The organism is Bacillus cereus group sp. MG1, from assembly GCF_040460035.1.
Classification (GTDB): Bacteria; Bacillota; Bacilli; order Bacillales; family Bacillaceae_G; genus Bacillus_A; species Bacillus_A cereus.
On the sequence record NZ_JARVGY010000001.1, the window covers coordinates 2,085,869 to 2,105,136 of the forward strand.

Below are 19,268 nucleotides of genomic sequence, written 5' to 3' on the forward strand. Positions count from 1 at the left end.
TTTTTCTCCATACATACTACTCACAAATAATAGCAACACTACCATTGCTAACTGTTTTTACTGGAGGTGCTTACTTATGAGCAATTGGTACAGTAAGACGAAAGATCAAACATTAATTGACCTAGAAACAAACGAACAACACGGTTTAACAGATGAAATTGTAAGTGAACGTTTAAAGCAATACGGTTCTAATGAATTAGCTACAAAACAAAAACGCACTTTATGGCAGCGTATTTTCGCCCAAATTAATGACGTCCTCGTATATGTCCTTATTATTGCTGCCCTTATTTCTGCCTTTGTAGGTGAATGGGCGGATGCCAGTATTATCGCGCTTGTTGTAGTTTTAAATGCTGTTATCGGTGTTGTCCAAGAATCTAAAGCAGAACAAGCTTTAGAGGCACTAAAAAAGATGGCAACACCTAAAGCCATCGTCAAGAGACATGGTGAACTAAAAGAAATTCCATCTGAGCACGTCGTTCCAGGTGATATCGTTATGCTCGACGCCGGACGATATATCCCATGCGATTTACGCCTTATTGAAACCGCAAATTTAAAAGTTGAAGAATCTGCTCTAACTGGTGAATCTGTCCCTGTTGATAAAGATGCAATCTACCACCCTTCCATGCAAAGTGATGAACAAGTACCACTCGGCGATCAAAAAAACATGGCCTTTATGTCTACTCTTGTAACATACGGAAGAGGCGTCGGTGTTGCTGTTGAAACTGGAATGAACTCACAAATTGGTAAGATTGCTACCCTTTTACATGAAGCAGACGATGATATGACACCACTTCAAAAAAGCTTAGCACAAGTCGGAAAATATTTAGGCTTTGTCGCTGTAGCTATTTGTATCATTATGTTCCTCATCGGTTTTTTACAAGGCCGGGATACGTTAGAAATGTTTATGACTGCTATTAGTTTAGCCGTTGCAGCTATTCCAGAAGGCTTGCCAGCTATCGTTTCCATCGTTCTTGCAATTGGTGTGCAACGTATGATTAAACAAAACGTTATCATTCGCAAACTACCAGCTGTTGAAGCCCTCGGTTCTGTCACAATTATTTGTTCAGATAAAACAGGTACGTTAACGCAAAATAAAATGACCGTTACTCACTTTTATAGTGATAACACATACGATCGCTTAGAAAGTTTAAATGTAAATAATGATGCGCAACGTCTATTGTTAGAAAATATGGTGCTATGTAATGATGCGTCTTATAATAACGAATCACAAACGGGAGACCCGACTGAAATTGCACTTCTCGTTGCTGGAACCACTTTTAACATGCAAAAAGATTATTTAGAAAAAATACATGAACGTGTTAACGAAGTACCTTTCGATTCAGATCGTAAAATGATGTCAACCGTGCATACATACGATGAAAGCTACTATAGCATGACGAAAGGCGCTATCGATAAGCTCTTACCTCGATGTACCCATATTTTTAAAAACGGCAAAATCGAGATTTTAACTGATTCTGATAAAAATCAAATATTAGAATCTGCCGGAGCAATGTCTCAAGAAGCTTTAAGAGTACTTTCATTCGCATTTAAACAATACAATTCAAACGATATGGATATAAATCATCTTGAAGAAAATCTTATCTTTATTGGTCTTGTCGGTATGATTGATCCACCACGAACTGAAGTGAAAGATTCAATTAAAGAATGTAAAAAAGCCGGTATTCGCACAGTTATGATTACCGGTGACCATAAAGATACCGCCTTTGCAATTGCCAAAGAACTTGGCATTGCTGAAGAACTTGGCATTGCTGAAGAAATATCGGAAATTATGATTGGAACTGAATTAGATAACATTTCTGATACAGAACTAGCTAGCAAAATTAATCATTTAAATGTATTCGCTAGAGTCTCTCCAGAGCATAAAGTGAAAATTGTAAAGGCATTACGCGCGAAAGGAAATATCGTTTCTATGACTGGTGATGGTGTCAATGATGCACCATCTTTAAAGCAAGCTGATGTTGGCGTAGCGATGGGCATTACAGGAACAGACGTTGCAAAAGGGGCAGCAGATGTCGTGTTAACAGATGATAATTTCTCATCTATTGTGAAAGCCGTTGAAGAAGGTAGAAATATTTATCGTAACATAAAAATATCAATTCTCTTCCTACTCTCTTGTAACTTCGGAGAAATTATCACTTTATTTTTAGCCATTTTACTCGGCTGGGCAACACCACTACGACCTATTCACATTTTGTGGGTAAATTTAATTACAGATACCCTGCCTGCATTATCACTTGGGGTTGATCCTGAAGATCCTGATGTGATGAAGGAAAAACCACGACATGCGAAAGAAAGCTTATTTAGTGGTAGCGTTCCTTTCCTTATTTTCAATGGGATTGTCATTGGGCTTTTGACGCTAATAGCCTTTATCGCCGGAGCAAAGTTCTATACTGGAGATACACATTTATTCCCTCTTTTCCCAGAGCAAATTGATGAGGATGCTCTATTACACGCTCAAACGATGGCATTTGTCGTTCTTAGTTTTTCTCAGCTCGTTCATTCATTTAACTTGCGTTCAAGAACGAAATCAATTTTTTCCATTGGGATCTTTACAAATAAATATTTAGTCTTCTCCCTTCTTATCGGTGTTCTTATGCAAGTTTGTATCATCTCCATCCCGCCCCTTGCAAATATATTCGGTGTACATGCATTAACGATGCGAGATTGGGGATTTGTTCTCTTATTAAGTATCATTCCACTTATTGTGAATGAGATTATTAAATTAGTGAAGAGAAACTAAAAGGCAATGAGGAATAGTCCTCATTGCCTTTTCATTTACCCTACTATTTTCCGTGCAGTAAAACTCCCACCTCAAAATTCAGTTTGAGCAAAGAAGTTAGGTGGTAGATTAACTGCCCATAAATGTCCAATTGTGAAGGCTAATAATCGGTGGGGATGAACAAAACCCCACTGATTAAAGTTTCACTTTATCCTTGTAATTCTTTTTTGATATTCTCTGTTAATGTAGCCATACGTTTGCGGCTTTCTTCACGCTCACGTTTGTTTTGTTCTTCAATTTGTTGTGTTTCTTGCATACCTCTTGAAATAATGTTCCAAGTTTCCTCAAGTGTTTCCATCTTAATACTAGAAGAACCTGATAATCTCGCTACTTCTACACTTTGCGTTGCGATATTTTGTGCATTTTTCTTAAGTAATTCATTTGTACGGCGATCCAGTTCAGCCATAGAATCTGCAACAAGCTTTTGACGCTTCGCATTTACCGCTTGAATGATACCATTTTTAAAAATAGGAATCGTTGTAATAAATGCTGTATTAATTTTACCAATTAATTTATTATTACCACGTTGAATCATACGAATTTGTGGTGCTGTAAGTAGCGCAACCATACGCGCTTTTTCTAAATCATCAATACGTTGCTCTAAAATTTCAACCGAGTTTTTAAGCGACTCTAATTCAATACCTGCTAATTGATCATTATTACGCACACGCTCTTCATACATCGGAACTAACTCTGTATTTAAACGCTCTAATAACATTTCTCCTGCTACTACGTACTTCTCTAAGTCTAAATAATATTTTAAGTTTTGCTCATACAAGCCATCTAACGTACCAATTGATTTTTTCATCTCATCTTGGTACTTCGTAATTTCCACATACACTTTATCAATTTCACGGCCCATCGTTTGATACTTGCTAAAGATTTGTTCAATCATTTTATCCGCTTTTTTGAACATACGTGAGAAGAAACCACTTTTCTCTTCCGCAAAGTCTTTGCTATCAAATCTGTCCATAATTTTACCAAGCTGTTTTAATAATTCACCAGAATCTTCTATCTTTGATAATGACATTGTATGTAAAATTTGATCAGCAAAACGTGAAATTTCCATAGAAGGTTCTTTTCCAAGTTCAATTAATTCTAATTGATCTTTAATATCTACTGCATTATAAATACGTTGTACATCCGCATCTTGTCTAAGTTGCAAGCGAATATCTTGTGCTGTTTGCTCATTTAATTCTGTTTTCGGATCTAGTACGACTGGGTTATTCATATGGTATTCTCCCTTTCCTTATAAAAATGGACGAAATAGTCCTTTTATTGTTTGTGATAAATTTTTATAGGCTGATGAACCATGAAACTCAAGATCGAAATTAACCTCTTCAAGCCAATGGGAATCAAATGCCCCCGCTTCAATATACGGTTCAATATCGTTTCTTCCCGTTGGATTGAAATGGAATACATCTACTCCAATTTGATTTAAAAATAGTAATAAAACAGCATCAGAACGAGTTAACTCTCCACTCTTCTCATTATTAAATATAACAATTTTCGGCACATCTTGTGAATAATCAAATTTCTCAAGCTGTTCTAAAATATTCGGTGGTATTTGAGAAAGTTGCGCGAAAACATATAGCGCTACATCTTGTTTTGTCTCTTTCGCAATTGGTTTGCACATTTCACTTTCACACGTATGGATAATCGCTTCTGCAATCCCATGTTGTAAACCTTCCGGTAAACGCTTATGCGGCCACCAATGGCTATTCATAATTAGATCAGGATGTAATTTCCCCCCACGGTCTAATGCATCTCGATAATGATATTGGAAGTTTGCTTTTTGCTCTTTCGTAAATGGGAATGTATTAACTAGTATACTGTTATCAAATGATGTAACAGCCTTTAATCGTTGAAAATACTCTTTATCATTCTTTGAAACGCCTGATATTTTCGCAAATAAAGAAGGGATATAAATATGTTTATTTTCAACAAAGAATGTCGGGCGTACAAACGCCTTTTCTTTCGTAATTAAAAAGAGCTCATCATATGTTGTTTTTAGTGTACGAGCTACAGGCGTATAGGAACGGAATTGCCACGGCTTGTACAGCAGTGAATTATCGTGGTGAAGTACTTGCTCAATTTCTTTTGAAGCTTGATACGCTACTGTTGCCACACGCTCGCGGCGGCGATCTGGAAATGGTTCAAGAGAAATACGGCCTGGATGAGACACAATAAAGGTCCTTCCCTCTTCATCAACATTCTCAAATCCATCTTTTCCTTCTGGGTGATAATAAAGCACATCACAACCGAGCATAATAAGAAAGTATAAGAAATATATACGGCTTTCCTGTGCATCACCATACCAAACGATACGCGGCATCTGTTTCTTATAATTAATCGTAGTAAACCACTTCGCTACATAATTTTCGCTTAGTTTAATTATGTCGATTAAGAAACGACGGAAGCCTTCTGTCTTTAACGACTGATTATGTTGTTTCTCATATAATTTCAATAGTGAAATAAACGTCGTATGTATGTAATGCTGTAAATCAGGATTGTCTACTTTCGGTAAAAGTTGTTTCCCAGATAAGTGTGCAACTAACCTATTTACTGTCAGACCATTTGGTGCTTCTTGATGTAATCCGAACACTTCTTGAATATGACGAAGCTTTTCCGAATCAATCACTTTGTTTAAATTTTGTTCGTGTAAAACTTCGATTCCTTTCGCTTCACTATAATCAAACAGTTCATTAAAATATTCATCTACATCATTAGGAACGCCAAGGATTCGACATGCTATATAACTAAATTTCATCTCATTCTCTGTCAGTTCATATTGTGGACGTTTTTCTAAAAGCGTTTCAAATTGCTTTAAATCTGATTCATCTTTTAATGCATATGGTTGAAGTGTAAAACGTGAAAACACAACAGTTCACCTCCAAAAACAGTTACGTTTTTTCTAAGTCCTTCTTCTATTATAAACTATTTTTTGTTATAAAAAATGGGCGCTCGCAAAACGAGCAAACCCATTTCAATTATTTATTATCTTCTTTAGTAGCTGCAACTTCTTCTTTAGCTTGTCCAGAATTCTTCATGTAGTGAATTATAAATGTTGCTCCAAATGCTACAACTAAAATAATAAAGAATAGTGTATGACTAATCTCAATCTCGATTAAAGACAGTAACATTTTCGATGCAATAATTAAGATTAAAATGTATGCTGTCGTTTCAAGCTCTGGAATACGCTCTAATAATTTCAAGAATACACCGGCAATACCACGCATCATTAAAATACCTAGCATTCCGCCTAATAATAAAATCCAAACTTCATTAGATACACCAAATGCAGCAAGTACACTATCTACAGAGAATGCGATATCCATTAATTCGACCATTGCAACTGTTCCCCAGAAGACACCGAGCATTCTGAAGAAAATACTGTTTTGGTTCATACCATGAGCTTCCTCTTCTTCACCTGCACCTTTACGCTTATCAATAAAGTATTTTACTGATAACCAAGCAAGGTAAAGTGCACCAAGAAGTTTTACCCACCATAATTTAATTAAGAACATTCCGATTCCAATTGCAATAAAGCGGAATATATAAGCTCCAATAAGTCCATAGAATAATGCTTTTTTACGTTTCTCTTCAGGAAGGTGTTTTACCATTACCGCTAACACAAGTGCGTTATCAGCAGATAACAACCCTTCAAGTACAACAAGTGTACCAATTAATCCCCAAGATACTGGATCTTGCAACACTTTAATCCACATGTCCAAGTCGAAAAACTGAGCATACGTATCAAGGATTCCTTGCAAAATACTCATCTTACCTTTATCCCCTATTCTTTGCTAGATTTATAGAAAGGTCAAAAAAAGGAAACGAATATCGTTTCCTTTCTATGCATCCAAGCCATACGCTCTTACAAGCGCACCTAAACCACCTTGGAATCCACTTCCTACTGCATTAAACTTCCACTGTCCATTATGACGGTATAATTCACAAAAGACAACTGCTGTTTCGATAGAGAAGTCTTCCCCTAAATCAAAACGAAGAACTTCTTCGTTCGTCTCTTCATTCGCTAAACGAACGAATGCGTTTCCTACTTGTCCAAAGTTTTGATTACGGCCTTCCGCATCATAAATTGTAACTGTAATAGCAATTTTATGAACGTCTGCTGGAACCTTTTTCAAATCTACAACAAGTTGCTCATCGTCGCCTTCGCCTTCACCTGTTCTGTTATCGCCAGTATGTAAAACTGATCCACAAGGAGACTTTAAATTATTATAGAAGATAAAATCAGTTTCCTTCGTACATTTCCCGTTCGCATCTAATAAAAAAGCAGATGCATCTAAATCGAAATCGTCTCCGCCATCATAAGATTTAATATCCCATCCAAGACCAATTACTGCTTTTGTTAAACCAGGACTCGTCTTACCTAAATCAATCTTCTGTCCTTTTTGTAACTGAATAGCCATTTATATTCACCTCTATATTTTTATCTTTAAAAATATACCCATCAGTAAACATGCATTTCACCAATGGATATATAAATTAAATCTATTACTCTACATCTAAACCAAAGTTATTACATAGAGACGCTAACCCACCTTGGAATCCACTTCCGATTGCATTGAACTTCCAATCACCTGCATGGCGGTATAATTCACCTACTACTACCGCTGTTTCAATAGAGAAATCTTCTCCTAAATCGTAACGAATTAACTCTGCATTCTTTTCTTCATCGAGAATACGTACGAATGAGTTAGAAACTTGACCAAAGTTTTGGCTGCGGCCTTCTCCATCATAAATTGTAATTGTGAAACAAATACGTTCGATGTGAGCAGGAACATTTTTTAAATCGATTTTAATCGCTTCATCATCGCCTTCGCCTTCACCAGTTCGGTTATCTCCTAAATGCTCTACAGCACCATTCGCACCTTTGGGATTATTATAGAAAACGAAATCTTCTGCTCCTGAAACTTTACCGTTCGCACCTACTAAAAAGATACTAACATCTAAATCGAAATCAGCTTGTCCATCATAACGATTTGTATCCCAGCCAAGCCCTACAAGTACCTTTGATAAACCTGGATTTGTTTTTGTTAAATCTACCTTTTGTCCCTTTTTTAAAGAAATAGATGCCATTTAAAAATTCCTCCTTAGTTTATCCTATTGATAACGTGATACAATCTCACTTAAGTTTTTATCTTGCGTGCCTTCTCCAACTGCTGAAAACTTCCACTCATTTTCGTAGCGATACATTTCTCCTGCAATTAAAGTTGTTTTACTAGCATAGTTTTCTGATAAATTATAACGTGCTAATTCCTCACCTGTATGAGGATTTTGAATACGAATATAAGCGTTACGAATCATACCAAAGTCTTGACGTCTGTTTACACAGTCATAAATATTTACAACGAATACTAAACGGTTAATACGACTTGGGACTTTATGTAATTCTACAAAGATTGTTTCATCGTCACCTTCGCCTTCACCTGTTAAATTATCTCCTGAATGAATAATACTACCACAAGTAGAAAGTTTGTTTCCGAAGTAAACTAAATCATTTTTGTTTAAAAAACGATCTCCTTCTAACATAACAACAGATGCATCACAATCTATATTTGGTTTACTTCCAAATAATGAAGACAGAAATCCACCTGATTGCCCAATTGGATCCCAGCCTAAGCCAACCTGTAGTTTTGCTACTTTTGGTTGTCCTTTCGTTAAATCGATCTTTTGACCTTTTTCTAAAATAATAGGCATGAAGTTTCTCCCTTTCTACAAAGCATTTTCCATATCGGAAAATATTGTATTCTTCTCTTATATTGTAGCATTATTTACCTATTGATAAAAAGGATAAATTCTCAGTTATATGAAAACATTCATATAATTTACTTATGATGATGTAATAAGTGGTAAATAGCACCAATCATTCCTGCACAATTACCGTTTTGTGCAAGTTCAATCTCACAATTATTATAAATCTCTTGATTTAAGTATTTACTGACCTCTTCTTTTACTTCTTTTAAAAACTCATTTCCTCTATCGGTAATTCCTCCCCCAATAATAATTGTTTCTGGATTAAAAATATAAGCAAGATTACTAATTCCGATTGCCAAATGTTTAAAGAAAATCCCAACTGCTTGAGCAACTTCTCTATCTCCTTTATCATACAACTCAAAAATTGTTCTCCCATTCCACTCGCCTTTGCCTTTATATTTTCTTACAAGCCGAATTAATCCTGAAATCGAAGCAACCTCTTCAAACGTTTTTCCTTCTATTAGCATATTCCCCCATTCACCAGCACTAAATGAATGTCCTCGGTACAATTCTCCATCTATAAAAATTGCTCCCCCAACTCCTGTTCCAATGGTGAGCATAATAAAGTTCTCTTTCTCTCTTACACTACCATTCCACTTTTCTCCAAACGCTGCACAATTCACATCATTGTCAATCGATACTGGAACTTTTAATATCTCTTGCAATCTATCAATAATAGGAATAGTACTATATCCCGGAATATGATCCGCGCCTCCCGTCACAATTCCCGCAGTGCTAATACCAATTCCGGCAATAGTATGTTCATTCATTAATTTTTTTGATAAAAGAATGAGTTTTTGAATAATTTGTTCTCCGCCTAAGTGAATTTCTGTTGCAACTGTTTTACGCTTTAATACTCTCCCTGCTTCTGAAATAATGCCATACTTAATTTGCGTACCGCCAATATCAAACGCTATATACTTTTTCATCTACTGCCACTTCCTCTACCGTTATGAATGTAAATTCTCCACCTCTATTATTTGTAGGAAATCTACATTAACTCTTTTCTGCTTTGACAAATATACCACCTTTTTCTATATATAGTTTTTTTTGCATAAAACTCTTTTTCCTAAGAAATATTACAAAGGGATGTATTTTAGATGGAACATTCATTTCTTAGGAGGAAAACCATGACGAAAATCTTCATTTTAGCATCAACACTCTCTCTATCTTTTTTTAGCGGTTTAAATATCGGTAATGCTGCAACTGAAAACTTCCAACCATTAACAAACGCTATTGTACAAAATAGCGATCATTTTGCAGAAGGAAACTCAAAGGATAATAATAAACCTCCAGGAAATAACGGTTCTCAGGACGATAGTGGTTCCGGTGGCAGCGGCTCTGGTGAAAACGGTTCTGGTGGCTTTGGCGGCAACAGTTCCGGCGGTAACGGTTCTGATGGCAGTGGCCCTGGCGGCAATGGTTCCGACGATAACGGTTCTGGTGGCAACGGTTCTAGCGGCAGTGATTCTGGCGGTTCTGGCGGCAACGGTTCCGGCGGTAATGGTTCCGGTGGCAGTGGCCCTGGCGGCAATGGTTCCGACGATAACGGTTCTGGTGGCAACGGTTCTAGCGGCAGTGGTTCTGGTGAAAACGGTTCCGGTGGCAGTGGTTCCGGTGGCAGTGGTTCTGGCGGTAACGGTTCTGGTAGCAACGGCTCTGGTGGCAGCGGCTCTGGCGGCAACGGTTCCGGCGGTAATGGTTCCGGTGGCAGTGGCCCTGGCGGCAATGGTTCCGGCGATAACGGTTCTGGTGGTAACCGTTCTGGTAGCAACGGCTCTGGTGGCAGCGGTTCTGGCGGTAACGGTTCTGGTGGTAACCGTTCTGGTGGCGATGGTTCTGGTGGCAGTGGCTCACACGGCGGTAATGGCTCTCAAGGTGGCAATCGTGTTAAAGGCGATAGCAATTCTCAGGAGGGCAACGGTTCTCAAGGGGGTAATGTAAAAGATAATACGAAAAAACAAGGTGATAAATTACCGAATACCGCAACGCATTACCCTATATCTATTTTAATGGGTCTTTCAATATTCCTAATTGGTATGTTACTGTTTATTCGTCGTAAAAACGTAAAATAAGAGCAACATACTTCCATCTAAAGAATACATGAAATACTTTATAAAACTAAAAAGGACTTTGGATTGCATTTTATTATGCAGCCCAAAGTCCTTTTTATCACCTATCAGAAAAAGTATTAATACGCTTTTCCCCAATACACCATTTGTTTAGCTTCTTTACCACAACAAATGCATTCTTCAGCTAAATGCTCTTGCTCAAAAGGCATACAACGTGAAGATACTCCAACTTCTTCTTTTAGTTTTTCTTCACAAGCTAATTCCCCGCACCACATTGCCTTAATAAAGCCTTGCTTTTCGTCAGCTATTTTTTTCATCTCTTCGAAATTTGTCGCAACATACGTATTCTCATCGCGAAATGCTTTTGCTTTATCAAATAAAGCAATATGAATTTCTTCAAGTAATGCTGGAATACGTTCTTCTAATTGATCCATTGGTACAAACTCTTTTTCCTTCGTGTCTCTTCTTACAAGTACAACTTGATTCTTTTCAATATCTTTAGGGCCAACTTCTAATCGAATTGGAATCCCCTTCATTTCATACTCATTAAATTTCCAGCCTGGTGTTTTATTACTAGCATCTATTTTTACTCGTGCAACCTTTTGAATATGTTCTTGTAACTCTATTGCTTTTGCTAAAACTCCTTCTTTATGCTGAGCAATCGGTACAATAACAACTTGCACTGGAGCGACTTTTGGTGGCATTACAAGTCCATTATTATCACTATGAACCATTATTAGCCCGCCTATCATTCTTGTTGATACACCCCAAGATGTTTGGTGCACATATTGCCACTTACCGTTACGATCTAAAAACTTAATATCAAATGCTTCTGAGAAATTCGTGCCAAAGTTATGAGAGGTTCCTGTTTGAAGTGCTTTTCCATCATGCATTAAACTTTCAATTGTATAAGTTGCCTTTGCTCCAGCAAACTTCTCTTTTTCTGTTTTTTGTCCTTTAATAACTGGTATTGCTAAATAATCCTCACAGAAAGAAGCATATAAGTTTAAAATATTTAATGTTTCAGCCTGCGATTCTTCTGCCGTTTCATGGATTGTATGACCCTCTTGCCATAAAAATTCAGTCGTACGAAGGAACGGCCTAGTTGTCTTCTCCCAACGAACTACTGAACACCACTGATTATATAACTTTGGCAAATCATTATAGGATTGCACAATTTTTGAAAAGTGCTCACAGAATAAAGTTTCAGATGTAGGACGTACACAAAGTCTTTCCGCTAACTTTTCATCTCCACCATGCGTAACCCATGCTACTTCAGGAGCAAATCCTTCAACATGATCCTTCTCTTTTTGCAATAAACTCTCTGGGATAAACATTGGCATATATACATTTTCATGGCCAGTTCCTTTTAACTTCTCATCCATCACCTTCTGCATATTCTCCCATAAGGCATAGCCATACGGACGTAAAATCATGCACCCTTTTACACTTGAATAATCAACAAGTTCGGCTTTTTTTACAATATCGGTATACCACTGCGCAAAGTCCTCTTCCATCTTCGTAATGGCTTGCACTTGTTCTTTTGCCATAGTCAGTCTTCCTCCTTCTAGAAAATACAAAAAAGCCCGCGTCCCTAAATAGGGACCGAGCTTTGCCGGCGTTACCACCCTGATTCATGCACAAAAATTGCGCATGCTCTCTTTTTGATAACGGGAAATTCCCGCTGCATATGCAGAACTCAAAGGCAGGTTCCATATTGCCTTTTTAAGAATCTTTCAGCCTGACGGATTCTCTCTCTGCTAAAAAGGTTGAACATGTACTAGTCCTTTTTCATCGTTATAACGAAATAAATTTGTTGATTATCATAATACAAATTCTTTTTTAAAACAATAGCTAATTTTCTTATTTTTATATATCCTTTTCATTTTTTGTAGTTTTATACGTAGCTTTTCCGCGTAATTTTCACAAGTTGATGTGCAATCATACCGATAAGTGTACCAATTAGGACGAAGAAACCAATAAATCCATATCCCATTCCTTCCCACCCACCAATAACCATCATTGTAACGGGAAAGGACGCTAAGCAAAGAAGTATTAAACTAAGTGCAAATATAATATCAAACTGTTTGTCTGGAAACCGTTTCTTTAGTAAATATGAAATAGTAAATACAAGGATAATCGTGATTCCGCCAATGATGTAAAAAATACCAAATCCATCTAACCAATCCATAGTGTTCCCTCCCTCCATAGATTCCCTTATACTTAATTATATGTTTAATTTTTCTGAAAATAAATAATAAACTTTCACCTAAATATATGTATTTATTACTAGGTGTTAATAGTAATATATAATAATAGGTTTTATATAATCAGGAGGGAACTTTATGGATAAAGCATTAACAAACCACGTCATCATTTTATCATTCGACTGTTTATCAGCTTTAGATTTTCCTATACTACAAAAACTACCTCATTTCCAATCTCTAATAAAAAAGGGCACGGTTGTCGAAAAAGTAGAACCAATTTATCCTTCTGTAACATATCCAAGCCACTCAACAATCGTAACTGGTAATTACCCTAACAAGCACGGTGTTGTTAGCAATACGTTACTTCAACCAGGGCGTGAATCACCTGATTGGCATTGGTACCGAAAATCAATAAAAGGAACAACATTGTATGATGAAGCGCGCAAAGCAAATTTAACGACAGCTGCCCTTCTATGGCCTGTTACTGGAAGAGCGAACATCGATTACAATTTACCAGAAATTTTCCCCAATAGACCTTGGCAAAATCAAGTGTTAGTTTCCTTATTTAGCGGTAGCCCACTATACCAATTAGATTTAAATCGTCGTTTCGGCCATATAAGAAATGGTTTATCACAACCAGAGCTGGATGATTTCGTCCTCGCCTCTGCTGTGCATACAATCCAGACGAAAAAGCCTAATGTCATGTTCGTACATTTCACCGATCTAGACACACAAAGACACTATCACGGCTTTGAATCTAACGAAACAACAGCTGCTATCCAGAGACACGACGAACGTCTAGGGAAAATTATTCAAGCACTAAAAGAAAGTGACCTATACGAAGAAAGTACAATTATTGCCCTTGGTGATCATAGCGCTTTAAGTGAAAACAAATCCATCCAATTAAATGTGCTATTCCATGAAAGAGGACTTATATCTCTTAATAAAAAAGGAAAATTAGTAGACTGGAAAGCCTATTGCCAAAGTTGCGACGGCTCTGCCTATGTATATGTAAGGGACAAAAATGATACGGATACAATCCGGGAGGTACAACTACTCCTTGAAGAACTACTTCAAAATAAACAAAACGGAATTGAATTTATACTTCATGATGAAGCTGCCAAAGACTGCGGTGCAGACGTTAATTGTTTATTCATGTTAGAAGCACGAGAAGGGTATTATTTCACTGAAAACTATACAGGAGATTTTATAAAAGAAATTACTGAAAAAGATGTTACGCCTAGTAAAAAATATACATTTGGTACGCATGGATACTCTCCAACAAAACCTAACTATGAAACAATTTTTATCGCTGCTGGGAAAGGAATAAAAAGTGGCTTTACCGTCCCGTATATGAGACTTATTGATGAAGGTCCAACTATCCGCTAGACTACTCGGTTTACACTTAGGTGAAACAGACGGAGCAATTGTAGAGGATTTACTCCAATTGTAAAGAACTGTGTATATATGTAAAAGTTATGTAAAATTCATCACTGTTTCTCTTTTTATAATTTTTATTTTTGTACACTGTTAGTAAAACAAATTTAAGGGGGAACATTATATGAAAAAAATGTCCAGACAAGAAAAAAGCTGGATATTATACGATTGGGCGAACTCTGTATACTCGCTCGTCATTACAACTGCATTATTTCCAATTTACTTTAAAGCAGCTGCAAAAGAAGCTGGACTATCTGGGGCAACTTCAACAGCATATTGGGGATATGCAAACTCATTCGCAACACTTTTAATTTCTATACTTGCTCCTATTCTTGGCACAGTTGCTGATTATAAAGGATTTAAAAAACGTTTTTTCACATTCTTCTTTGGACTCGGTATCGTATTTACAAGTATGTTAGCAGTCGTTCCAACCTCTCAGTGGTACTTATTGCTAGGGTGCTATATGCTCGCCTTAATCGGCTTTGCTGGAGCAAACATTTTCTATGATGCATTTTTAGTAGACGTCACTTCTGAAGATAGAATGGACCGAATTTCTACAAGAGGATTTGCATTAGGTTATATCGGGAGTACAATTCCTTTTATCGGTTGTATCGCTCTTATTATTCTTTCTCAAAAAGGAACTATTCCCTTATCGGTCGGCATTGCTAGTCAAATTTCCTTTGCAATAACAGCTCTTTGGTGGGGGTTATTTACAATTCCAATGCTAAAAAACGTAGAGCAAACACACTATATTGAGCGTCATCCAAGACCTATTAGAATGAGCTTCAAACGTCTTGCTGATACTTTTAAAAATATTAAAGAATATAAAACTGTATTTATGTTTCTAATCGCTTACTTTTTCTATATTGACGGAGTCGATACAATTATTACTATGTCTACCGCTTACGGAACCGATCTCGGTATTAGTGCAACGAATCTATTAATCATATTATTTGTAACACAAATTGTCGCTTGTCCATTTGCTTTACTATACGGAAAATTATCTGAAACATTTACTGGCAAAAAAATGCTATATGTCGGTATCATTATTTATATCATTATTTGCACATATGCTTATTTTTTAAAAACGACACTTGATTTTTGGATTTTAGCAATGTTAGTTGCTACATCTCAAGGTGGTATTCAAGCACTAAGTCGTTCATACTTTGCAAAACTAGTACCAAAAGAATCTGCTAATGAATTCTTCGGATTTTATAATATATTTGGGAAGTTTGCCGCAATTATGGGTCCGGTATTAGTCGGTGTTACAACGCAATTAACAGGAAAAACAAACGCTGGTGTTCTTAGTATTATTGTTCTATTTATTATCGGAGGATTCTTACTAACTAGAGTTCCAGAAAATAATACATCCGTTACACCACCTAGTCCAAAGACTAAAACGCTATAAGAAAAGATCCTCTTCTCATAAGAAGAGGATCTTTTTTATTTTTAAAGGTGCGCCTTATAATGAACGACTCTACTGCTTGTACAAAAATAATTTATCAACAGTTGTTCCTAATACTTCAGCTAAACGGAACGCTAACGCTAAGCTTGGATCATATTTATTATTCTCAATTGCATTTATCGTTTGTCTAGAAACCTTACATTTATCAGCTAATGCGCCTTGTGAAATATTATTTTCAGTGCGTAATTCATAGATTTGATTTTTCACACCATTGCTCCTAACCTGTAAAATCGTTTTTACAACATCAGTATATAATTGGCTCATATAGTTGTCAAAAGTTCCTCAAAGAAAAAAGGAGCAATATTGCTCCCTTACAATAGTTATTTTGAAGCTAATGAATTTGTTAGTGCCTCTTTGTTAGCGATATCTTCTTTCTTTATTTGCATACGTACAACTGGCCCTATCGCTAATAAAATAAGTGCCATCGCTATACAAAACACAGTAACTAGTGAAGTTAGTTCCTTTAATCCTCCAGCTAATGAAGTTCCAATTAGCATTGCCCCCATAAACAGTGGTAAAATCGTTCCATTTACTCTTCCAACCATATTTTCTGGTACAAGTTGAATCATAAGCGTACCGACAACAATATTAACACAAGCTAAACAAATACCTGTTCCAAATCTCATGAAACTAGTAATCCAAAATGATGTAGATAGCCCTTCTACTAAAAATGAAAGGGCTAATATACCCATACCGAATACAAACATCTTTTTCGGATTCACTTTTGAAGCGAAAACTGCAGCAACAATACCACCGAGTAACATACCTATTCCGTCAGCTGCCGCTAAATATTGAACAGCTTCTTTTTCCATACCTAAACGTTCAATTACAAGAAATACTTCTAATGGATTCGTTAATCCAACAGCTAAACCCATAATTGTAAAAGTGATCGTAATCATACGTAAATTTTTCGTATGAAGAACATACTTCCAACCTTCTTTTATATCATTTTTTAATGAGTCTCTCGCCACCTGCTCTTTTTCAACCCATTTTGGTAAGAATGAAAGGGCGATAGCAGATAACAAAAATAAAATGATTAAGCTATATAGTGATGTAAATAAACCAAGTTGTGTATACACAAGCGATCCTACCACTGGTCCAAAAATCAGAAATAATGACTGTAATGTTTGGTTAAATGCAATCGCATTTGCTACCTCTCCTTCTTTTACATAGCGCTTAAATATACGCGAAGATGAGGGCTGAGAAAACTGACCTACAATCGCGGAAATGAGTGTTGCAAAAAATATAGCCTGCCAATAATCCAGCTTTAACAACAAGACAATTCCTATAATAGACAGTACACTTAATACATCTCCAGCGACCATTGTTCTTTTCGGATTCCAGCGATCAGCTAGCGCACCACCGATAAACGAGAAAATAAAAATAGGTGCATATTCCATAACTGATAACAACGAAACAGAAACTGGATCATTATTCGTTCGCTCCATTATAAAATACAAAAGAGCCATATTTCTGATCCAAATTGCAAATTGTTGTAAAATATCAGACGCCATAACGAGCATAAATGCTCGGTTTTTAAATAAAGCGTTCATTTTCATTCCCCTTTCATAAACCGACCGTTCGGTCTAATTTATTTTGTAAGAAAAGCAACTGACCTATTATTCAGCTGCCATTCCTTTTAACAATACATCTATTGCCTTTTTATAAATACGTTTCAGCTCTTTATAATCTAATTCGTAGTAAAGCACTCCAAGTCCTGATAATAATCCGTTTACAATATACATAAGATCACGAGTATTATCTTCACGGAACTCTCCAGACTGTATACCTACTTCAATTAATTTCTCAAACATAACATATGATTCTCTAGTTAAAGCTAACAGTTCATCCAGAATCTCTTTACTTACAACTTGGCTCATAGAGAATTCCTCTATTGCATTTGAAATTGGTTGCTGTATGTCCTCTACATGATATTCCGCGAGACCATATAGTTTTTCAGTACTAGTGCTATACAACTTCTCTTTTTCATTCCATTTTTCAATCCAATCATACGTATGCTGTTTCACTACAAATAAAAATAATTCTTCTTTACTTTTAAAGTGATAATAAATACTTCCTTTACTTCGCTCTGTAATTTCACAAATCTCTTCCATAGATGTAGCTGCGTAGCCCTTCTGTGAAAATAGACTTTCTGCTTTATATGCAATTTCTTTCTTTATCTCTTCTGCGCTTCTTCTCATATTCACACCTCTTTAAACCGACCGTTCAGTCTAATAATAACAAATCAAAAACCTCTATCGCAAGAGGCTATATTCCTTATTTAAGAAAACGTACTTTCAAACCAAGTTCGAATCATATGTATGGTTCCAAATTTAAATGCTAATTTAACAAGAAATACGCCTCCCGCAGCTAATAAAAATAACACTACTTTCCCCTTATTTTTCACTTTCGGTTCCCTTTTCATTTCCATTCCCCTTAGTATGTTAAAAATATTAAACAAACGTTTGTTTAACTGTGTTTATGCATATGTAAGCCGACTAATCAAACGTTTGTTTAAAAAGAAATACGCCTATATAAGGCGCATTTTTATCAATCACCACCGCCACCACAGCTTCCTCCGCTATCTCCCCCAAAAGATCCTCCACAATCATGTGAGCCGCCATCATGCGAGCTATCATTATCAGATCCAGCAAAGAAAAATAATGGTGATGAGCTGTTAGATGAATTATGAATGTTATTTTGTTTTGTAAGATTTACCTTCTTTTTGTTCGATCGAACTGCTGTTACGATTGTTCCAACTACAACAAATAATAGTATGACAATAATAAATTCCATTTAAAAGCCTCCCTTATTCCTCGAATAATTGAATGGTTCTCTCTAGATTTTCAAGTGAAATGAAGCGTGATTCACGAAGAATTTCTTTTCCATTATGAAATAATAAAATTGTTGGCCCTGTAAATACTCCATATCGCCCCGCAATCTCCTGCATGTCTTGTAGTAATATCTCTATTTTCTCTACGTAATCATAATTCTCTAATACGCAATTTACTTTTCTTAGCATAACATCACAAACACCACAATTTTCCGTTTTAATAAACAGAAGTACCAATTGTTGTTCTTCGATATAGGTCGCTAATTCTTCTATCGTTTTAAATGTAGTCATCTTATCCCTCTTAGCGTAATTTACGAAATACTTTGTCTTGATACATACGAAAAGCTGAACTATCTTTAATCTTTCTCTTTTCCATTACCTGCTGAAAACGAAGCGTTTTTGCTGTTAACTCTTCTTGTAATTCTTTTCTCTCTGCTTCATCATAACAGCAAGCAATTAGATCCTCTATTTTTAATATATCTTTTTGTAGTTCCATTTCTGGTAGAATCATTCCCGCATTTTTTAAAATTTTATAACTCATTCTAAGTTCTGGAGGTACCATTGAAAGATCTTCTAATTGTAGTGGTTTTCCTTTTCCCGGAAGATAATCAAGATCACCATTCCGTATTGCTTGTCGAATTTTTTCTTCAGCAATGTTCAAAAACACATCCAC

General features: G+C 36.3%; 19 protein-coding genes, 1 pseudogene and 1 other annotated feature. Of the genes and pseudogenes, 4 read left to right on the plus strand and 16 right to left on the minus strand.

Annotated features, from left to right (window positions below):
- Positions 1–76 precede the first annotated feature (76 nt).
- Positions 77–2,761, plus strand: coding sequence for a cation-translocating P-type ATPase (locus QCI79_RS10820; protein WP_021728444.1), 2,685 nt, complete (start codon positions 77–79; stop codon positions 2,759–2,761).
- A 187-nt stretch (positions 2,762–2,948) separates the two neighbouring features.
- On the opposite strand, the gene QCI79_RS10825 is transcribed toward QCI79_RS10820, so the two are convergent.
- The 7 genes from QCI79_RS10825 to QCI79_RS10855 form a co-directional block, all read right to left on the minus strand.
- A complete protein-coding gene (locus QCI79_RS10825) occupies positions 2,949–4,031 on the minus strand; it encodes a toxic anion resistance protein (protein WP_001064404.1) in 1,083 nt (360 codons plus the stop codon).
- 18 nt (positions 4,032–4,049) lie between these two features.
- On the minus strand, positions 4,050–5,681 hold the full coding sequence (locus QCI79_RS10830; protein WP_000492868.1) for a YceG family protein: 1,632 nt from the start codon (positions 5,679–5,681) through the stop codon (positions 4,050–4,052).
- Between the two features lie 109 nt (positions 5,682–5,790).
- Complete coding sequence (locus QCI79_RS10835; RefSeq protein WP_021728445.1) at positions 5,791–6,582, minus strand: TerC family protein; 792 nt, start codon at positions 6,580–6,582, stop codon at positions 5,791–5,793.
- 72 nt (positions 6,583–6,654) lie between these two features.
- Complete coding sequence (locus QCI79_RS10840; protein ID WP_001007532.1) at positions 6,655–7,233, minus strand: TerD family protein; 579 nt, start codon at positions 7,231–7,233, stop codon at positions 6,655–6,657.
- An 85-nt stretch (positions 7,234–7,318) separates the two neighbouring features.
- Entirely contained in the window at positions 7,319–7,903 is a 585-nt protein-coding gene (locus QCI79_RS10845; RefSeq protein WP_000146720.1) for a TerD family protein, read from the minus strand.
- A 24-nt stretch (positions 7,904–7,927) separates the two neighbouring features.
- Complete coding sequence (locus tag QCI79_RS10850) at positions 7,928–8,524, minus strand: TerD family protein (RefSeq protein WP_001121578.1); 597 nt, start codon at positions 8,522–8,524, stop codon at positions 7,928–7,930.
- Between the two features lie 128 nt (positions 8,525–8,652).
- Positions 8,653–9,510: an ROK family protein gene (locus QCI79_RS10855; protein ID WP_000759850.1), complete on the minus strand. Its 858-nt coding sequence runs from the start codon at positions 9,508–9,510 to the stop codon at positions 8,653–8,655.
- 201 nt (positions 9,511–9,711) lie between these two features.
- On the opposite strand from QCI79_RS10855, the gene QCI79_RS10860 reads away from it, so the two are divergent.
- Positions 9,712–10,656: an LPXTG cell wall anchor domain-containing protein gene (locus QCI79_RS10860; RefSeq protein ID WP_071699940.1), complete on the plus strand. Its 945-nt coding sequence runs from the start codon at positions 9,712–9,714 to the stop codon at positions 10,654–10,656.
- Between the two features lie 116 nt (positions 10,657–10,772).
- Here QCI79_RS10860 and proS read toward each other — a convergent pair whose 3' ends face one another.
- Together proS and QCI79_RS10870 are read right to left on the minus strand one after the other, a co-directional pair.
- Entirely contained in the window at positions 10,773–12,203 is a 1,431-nt protein-coding gene (gene proS / locus QCI79_RS10865) for a proline--tRNA ligase (protein WP_001040992.1), read from the minus strand.
- Between the two features lie 47 nt (positions 12,204–12,250).
- Positions 12,251–12,457: a binding site (T-box leader), on the minus strand.
- Between the two features lie 93 nt (positions 12,458–12,550).
- On the minus strand, positions 12,551–12,844 hold the full coding sequence (locus QCI79_RS10870; RefSeq protein WP_000383858.1) for a YesK-like family protein: 294 nt from the start codon (positions 12,842–12,844) through the stop codon (positions 12,551–12,553).
- A 154-nt stretch (positions 12,845–12,998) separates the two neighbouring features.
- Between QCI79_RS10870 and QCI79_RS10875 the strand changes: the two are divergent.
- A pseudogene (locus tag QCI79_RS10875) lies at positions 12,999–14,313 on the plus strand (alkaline phosphatase family protein).
- 108 nt (positions 14,314–14,421) lie between these two features.
- The gene (locus QCI79_RS10880; RefSeq protein WP_000738812.1) at positions 14,422–15,705 is read left to right on the plus strand and encodes an MFS transporter; all 1,284 of its coding nucleotides are present in this window, start codon (positions 14,422–14,424) and stop codon (positions 15,703–15,705) included.
- 69 nt (positions 15,706–15,774) lie between these two features.
- On the opposite strand, the gene QCI79_RS10885 is transcribed toward QCI79_RS10880, so the two are convergent.
- From QCI79_RS10885 to QCI79_RS10915, 7 genes are all read right to left on the minus strand, one after another.
- Positions 15,775–16,026 carry a helix-turn-helix transcriptional regulator gene (locus QCI79_RS10885; RefSeq protein ID WP_002023181.1) on the minus strand — a complete coding sequence of 84 codons (252 nt, stop codon included), beginning with the start codon at positions 16,024–16,026 and terminating at the stop codon, positions 15,775–15,777.
- Between the two features lie 56 nt (positions 16,027–16,082).
- Positions 16,083–17,315 (minus strand): MFS transporter, encoded by a 1,233-nt coding sequence (locus QCI79_RS10890; RefSeq protein ID WP_000992568.1) that lies wholly within the window; start codon positions 17,313–17,315, stop codon positions 16,083–16,085.
- A 66-nt stretch (positions 17,316–17,381) separates the two neighbouring features.
- Positions 17,382–17,963 (minus strand): TetR/AcrR family transcriptional regulator, encoded by a 582-nt coding sequence (locus tag QCI79_RS10895; protein ID WP_001254434.1) that lies wholly within the window; start codon positions 17,961–17,963, stop codon positions 17,382–17,384.
- 80 nt (positions 17,964–18,043) lie between these two features.
- Positions 18,044–18,187, minus strand: coding sequence for a hypothetical protein (locus QCI79_RS10900; protein ID WP_000817981.1), 144 nt, complete (start codon positions 18,185–18,187; stop codon positions 18,044–18,046).
- Positions 18,188–18,312: 125 nt separating this feature from the next.
- Positions 18,313–18,558, minus strand: coding sequence for a hypothetical protein (locus tag QCI79_RS10905; protein ID WP_000394369.1), 246 nt, complete (start codon positions 18,556–18,558; stop codon positions 18,313–18,315).
- Between the two features lie 13 nt (positions 18,559–18,571).
- On the minus strand, positions 18,572–18,886 hold the full coding sequence (locus tag QCI79_RS10910) for a thioredoxin family protein (protein WP_000206517.1): 315 nt from the start codon (positions 18,884–18,886) through the stop codon (positions 18,572–18,574).
- 10 nt (positions 18,887–18,896) lie between these two features.
- Positions 18,897–19,268: a DnaJ family domain-containing protein gene (locus QCI79_RS10915; protein ID WP_000382372.1), complete on the minus strand. Its 372-nt coding sequence runs from the start codon at positions 19,266–19,268 to the stop codon at positions 18,897–18,899.

Coding starts and splice junctions, on each gene's coding strand:
- QCI79_RS10820 (WP_021728444.1), top strand. CDS start 77: ATGAGCAATTGGTACAGTAAGACGAAAGATCAAACATTAATTGACCTA.
- QCI79_RS10825 (WP_001064404.1), bottom strand. CDS start 4,031: ATGAATAACCCAGTCGTACTAGATCCGAAAACAGAATTAAATGAGCAA.
- QCI79_RS10835 (WP_021728445.1), bottom strand. CDS start 6,582: ATGAGTATTTTGCAAGGAATCCTTGATACGTATGCTCAGTTTTTCGAC.
- QCI79_RS10840 (WP_001007532.1), bottom strand. CDS start 7,233: ATGGCTATTCAGTTACAAAAAGGACAGAAGATTGATTTAGGTAAGACG.
- QCI79_RS10845 (WP_000146720.1), bottom strand. CDS start 7,903: ATGGCATCTATTTCTTTAAAAAAGGGACAAAAGGTAGATTTAACAAAA.
- QCI79_RS10850 (WP_001121578.1), bottom strand. CDS start 8,524: ATGCCTATTATTTTAGAAAAAGGTCAAAAGATCGATTTAACGAAAGGA.
- QCI79_RS10855 (WP_000759850.1), bottom strand. CDS start 9,510: ATGAAAAAGTATATAGCGTTTGATATTGGCGGTACGCAAATTAAGTAT.
- QCI79_RS10860 (WP_071699940.1), top strand. CDS start 9,712: ATGACGAAAATCTTCATTTTAGCATCAACACTCTCTCTATCTTTTTTT.
- proS (WP_001040992.1), bottom strand. CDS start 12,203: ATGGCAAAAGAACAAGTGCAAGCCATTACGAAGATGGAAGAGGACTTT.
- QCI79_RS10870 (WP_000383858.1), bottom strand. CDS start 12,844: ATGGATTGGTTAGATGGATTTGGTATTTTTTACATCATTGGCGGAATC.
- QCI79_RS10880 (WP_000738812.1), top strand. CDS start 14,422: ATGAAAAAAATGTCCAGACAAGAAAAAAGCTGGATATTATACGATTGG.
- QCI79_RS10885 (WP_002023181.1), bottom strand. CDS start 16,026: ATGAGCCAATTATATACTGATGTTGTAAAAACGATTTTACAGGTTAGG.
- QCI79_RS10890 (WP_000992568.1), bottom strand. CDS start 17,315: ATGAACGCTTTATTTAAAAACCGAGCATTTATGCTCGTTATGGCGTCT.
- QCI79_RS10895 (WP_001254434.1), bottom strand. CDS start 17,963: ATGAGAAGAAGCGCAGAAGAGATAAAGAAAGAAATTGCATATAAAGCA.
- QCI79_RS10900 (WP_000817981.1), bottom strand. CDS start 18,187: ATGAAAAGGGAACCGAAAGTGAAAAATAAGGGGAAAGTAGTGTTATTT.
- QCI79_RS10905 (WP_000394369.1), bottom strand. CDS start 18,558: ATGGAATTTATTATTGTCATACTATTATTTGTTGTAGTTGGAACAATC.
- QCI79_RS10910 (WP_000206517.1), bottom strand. CDS start 18,886: ATGACTACATTTAAAACGATAGAAGAATTAGCGACCTATATCGAAGAA.